The sequence below is a fragment of the Caldimonas sp. genome, from assembly GCF_046289365.1.
Lineage (GTDB): Bacteria > Pseudomonadota > Gammaproteobacteria > Burkholderiales > Burkholderiaceae_C > Caldimonas.
This window is the reverse complement of the sequence record NZ_JBKBVU010000241.1, coordinates 1-4,053: the sequence shown is the minus strand read 5'-3', so window position 1 is coordinate 4,053 and position 4,053 is coordinate 1. Positions and strand designations below refer to the sequence as shown.

General features: G+C 63.3%; 4 protein-coding genes and 1 pseudogene. All 5 read right to left on the bottom strand.

Annotated elements, in window-relative coordinates:
- Window positions 1–260 (bottom strand): annotated as a pseudogene (locus tag ACK42S_RS16200) (hypothetical protein); the annotation flags it as partial.
- A 5-nt stretch (window positions 261–265) separates the two neighbouring features.
- Window positions 266–1,729, bottom strand: a complete 1,464-nt coding sequence (locus tag ACK42S_RS16195) for an ABC transporter ATP-binding protein (protein ID WP_409709906.1) — start codon at window positions 1,727–1,729, stop codon at window positions 266–268.
- Window positions 1,726–2,514, bottom strand: coding sequence for an ABC transporter permease (locus ACK42S_RS16190; protein ID WP_409709903.1), 789 nt, complete (start codon window positions 2,512–2,514; stop codon window positions 1,726–1,728). The genes ACK42S_RS16195 and ACK42S_RS16190 overlap by 4 nt, the downstream gene beginning before the upstream one ends.
- Before the next feature lie 17 nt (window positions 2,515–2,531).
- On the bottom strand, window positions 2,532–3,689 hold the full coding sequence (locus ACK42S_RS16185) for a cystathionine gamma-synthase (RefSeq protein WP_409709900.1): 1,158 nt from the start codon (window positions 3,687–3,689) through the stop codon (window positions 2,532–2,534).
- Window positions 3,690–3,730: 41 nt separating this feature from the next.
- Window positions 3,731–4,053: CBS domain-containing protein (locus ACK42S_RS16180; protein ID WP_409709897.1), on the bottom strand; the 323-nt coding region annotated here is incomplete at its 5' end.

The following is a 4,053-nucleotide window of genomic DNA, read 5'->3' as shown; positions in this document are numbered from 1 at the left end:
TTGGCGATGCTCTCCACACCACCCAGGCTCTCGGCGCAGGCGAACAGCTCGGTCCGCTCCATGAAGCGCTTCGCCGCCCCGAAACCGCCCTTCAGCCAGACGCTCACCATGCCGCCCGGACCCCTCTTCGGGTAATGCGGCTCGATCAGGGCCAACAGCGCCTTCCACGGCACCACCTGATCCATCTCGGCCAGGAACACCTCGCGCCGCGTGCGCTTGCGGCCACCCAGATCCTCAGCATCACCGAACGAAAGCTGCATCGAAGTCATCCTTGAACCGATGACCGATTCTCGCCGAAAGTGACGGAGTTGTTCAGACCTTCCCCAAGGACCCGCCATCGCGCAGCGGGCTCTACCGCCAGGTCGAAGTAGCCGATCTTGTACCGGTCGGAGGATCCAGCCTCGATCCGGAACGCCCCGGCATCGATGATTCGGTGCAGGAACTGCCGCTCATCGCCCCCGACAGGGACCGCTTGGCAGCCGACGTTATAGAAGTAAGTTCCCGGGAGAAGCCGGGTGTCGAAGGAAAACTCCACTTCGTAGACCTCCCCCGCCTTGACATCGGGCAGAAACCCCGCAAAACCGTGACTACTCGCCCCATAAAGGGCAATACCCTCGAGACTCTTGATGGTCATGTTGAACTCGACCTGCACGGCATCGGCCGTGAATGAAATCCTGAATACCAATCGATAAGGTCGCCCCGGCAACAGGATGTTCACCCGTGTCCCCTGGGGATTGACGATACCCGCCTCCTCGATGACCGCCCCCCTTGGGGCATAGTCGATGCGGCTGTCCGCACGGAGGCCCGGATCGAGCCGCTCCTCTGCTTCCACGGGCCACGGACGGATCTCGGGAAGAGAAAAATCCCCGCTCATTCTTGCGCGATGCCCCACTGATTCCCCTCCCCGGCACTGACCGCCATCCCGATCATCGATGTCCACCTTCCCGCTACGAGCGAGTTCGCGGATTTCATGGCGTATCCGTTGCTGGGCATCGGGGTGGGCATGAATCATGCGCTGGTAGGCCCCCACGACCTGTTTCGGCGTCCCGACCATCAGGCACTGGCCCAGTTCCATCAGGGCAGCCCGGTCGCAAAGCTGGACCACGCTGGCTGCCGAATGGGAAACGAACAGGATCGTTGCTCCCGATTCCTTCAAAGATTCGATCTTCGAGAAACATTTCCGCTGAAAGGATTCATCACCAACGGCAAGTGCCTCGTCGATGATCAAGATATCGGGGTCGGTATTGATTGCAACGGCAAAGGCCAGACGAACCAGCATTCCACTGGAATAGGTCCGGACTGGCTGCTCCATGAAATCACCGATATCGGCGAAATCAGCGATTCGCTCGAAGCGCTCCTCTACTTCGTGGCGATGGAGCCCGATGACTTGGGCATTCAGCAAAACATTCTCGCGACCGCTGAACTCGGGATTGAAACCGCTACCGAGTTCCAGAAGTGGCGCCACCCGCCCATCCACGGCCACCTTGCCGGACGTCGGGCGGAGTGTCCCGGCGATGATCTGCAGCAGGGTGGACTTGCCCGAGCCATTGCGTCCAACGATGCCAACCGTTTCCCCTTTGGCCACCGTCAAATCGACGCTATCGAGCGCACGATGGGTGGAGTGGCGAGGCCTGCGCGTCAGCAGCTCCCAGAGCCGGTCCGAGGGGCGCTCGTAGATCCGGAACTCCTTGGAAACGGACTCGACCCGGATGGCGATACCGTGGCTCACAGGACATCTCCAAAACCAGGCTTCAGCCTCCCGAACAGCACTGCGCCAAGGACTCCAATCGACAAGGAGACGGAAACATAGGGCACCATGATGGAGAGACCGGGGAGTACACCATCGAACAGCAAGCCCCGGGCACCCTCGACGACCCAAGTCAGGGGGTTCAAGGCGACGATGGGCTGAAACTCCACCGGCAAGGCAGAAAGCGGGAAGAAAATGGGGCTCAGGAACAGCAGCATCGTCGAAGAGATGCCGACCACCTGCGACACGTCGCGTACATAGACGCCCAGGGCCGCCAAACCCCAAGAGACTCCGGCCAGCATGACCAGGTATGGCAACAGGAAGACAGGGAGCAGGAGGGCAGTCAAGCGAACCCCCTCGCCGGGGACAAACCACGCTGCAACAGCGAGCACAAAGAAGCCCAGCAAGGCGTGGAAGGCCGCGACTCCGACTGGAACCACAGGGAGTACGGCAAGCGGGAAGACGACCTTCTTCACGAAGTTGGGCTGCCCAACGATCGTTTGCGGAGCACGGGATAGCACCTCGGCAAGCGCGCCATGCAACAGCATCCCAGCGAACACCATAGAGGCGAACCCAGCTCGACCCTCGATGCCGGGCCATCTCGCTCCCAGGAGATCATGGAAGGCCACGGTGTAGACCGACAGCAGAAGGATCGGGGCCAGTAGCGGCCAGACGCCCCCCAGAAAAGACCCTCGATAACGCCCCAGGATCTCGCGCCGCACCATGCCGAACAGGAGTTGCGCCTGGAACGCGAGGTACTTGCTCATCTCGGTCCGGACAATGCTCATCCCAACACCTTCGCGAGCTCTGTCCGGAGGTCCTCCACCTCCTCCACCCCCACACTCAGCCGCACGAGGTTATCGTCGATACCGAGCGCGGCGCGGCGCTCCACCGGCACGCTGGCATGGGTCATCACCGCCGGGTGGTTGGCGAGGCTCTCCACGCCGCCCAGGCTCTCGGCGCAGGCGAACAGCTCGGTGCGCTCCATGAAGCGCTTCGCCGCCTCGAAGCCCCCTTTCAGCCAGACGCTCACCATGCCGCCCGGCCCCTTCATCTGCCGCTGGGCGAGGGCGTACTGCGGGTGCGCCCTGAGGCCGGGATAGGCCACGCGCTCCACCGCCGGGTGGCGCTCGAGGAACTCGGCGATCGCCTGCGCATTCTCGCAGTGCGCCTTCATGCGCAGGTGCAGGGTCTTGAGGCCGCGCAGGGCGAGGAAACTGTCGAAAGGCCCCTGCACGCCACCCACGGCGTTCTGCAGGAAGGCCATCTGCTCGGCGAGGTCAGCGCGATCTCCGACCACGGCAAGCCCGCCGACGATATCGCTGTGACCGTTGATGTACTTGGTGGCCGAGTGCATGACGATGTCGGCGCCGAGTTCCAGCGGGCGCTGCAGGGCCGGCGAGCAGAAGGTGTTGTCCACCACCACGATGAGCCCGCGCTTCTTCGCGCACTCCGCTACGGCGGCGATGTCGACCAGCTTCAGGGTCGGGTTGGTGGGCGTCTCGATCCACACCATCCGGGTGTTGGGCCTAATGGCGGCCTCGAAGGCGGCGAGGTCCGAGAGGTCCACCCAGGAGAAGTCGAGGCCGGCACTGCGCCGGCGCACGCGCTCGAACAGGCGGTAGGTGCCGCCGTAGACATCGTCCATCGCCACCACATGGCTGCCGGAATCCAGCAGTTCGAGGATGGTGGACGAGGCTGCCAGGCCGGAAGCAAAGGCAAAGCCCCGGCTGCCGCCCTCCAGCGCCGCCACGCAGCGCTCGTAGGCGAAGCGCGTCGGGTTGTGGCTGCGCGAGTACTCAAAGCCTCGGTGGACGCCGGGGCTTTCCTGCACGTAGGTAGAGGTGGCATAGATCGGCGTCATCACCGCGCCGGTGCTCGGGTCTGGGCTCTGACCGGCATGAATGGCCAGTGTGCCGAAGCCGTAAGTGTTCTCGTCCATATGGAATGTCGTTGTGCTCTGAACGCGCCGATGGCGCAAGCTCACTGCACCTTGCGGCGCAGGTAGTTCAAGAAGTCGATGCGGGTGATGAGGCCGAGGAACTTCGGCCCGTCCATCACGATGGCGACGTGGCCGCGCTCGAATACCCCCATCAGGCTGTCGATCGGCGCGCGCATATCCACCAGCTCCAGCTTGGTGACCATCGCAGTCGAGACCGGATCGCGGAAGCGCGCCTCGTCAGCGTGCACGTGCATCAAGACGTCGCTCTCGTCGAGGATGCCGACGATCCGCTCGCCGTCCATCACCGGCAGCTGCGAGACGTCGTAGAGCTTCATGCGCTGGTAGGCCACCGTGAGGGCGTCGT

What these genes read in the sequence shown, in the direction of transcription:
- ACK42S_RS16190 (WP_409709903.1), bottom strand. Translation starts at nt 2,514, where the DNA reads ATGAGCAAGTACCTCGCGTTCCAGGCGCAACTCCTGTTCGGCATGGTG.
- ACK42S_RS16185 (WP_409709900.1), bottom strand. Translation starts at nt 3,689, where the DNA reads ATGGACGAGAACACTTACGGCTTCGGCACACTGGCCATTCATGCCGGT.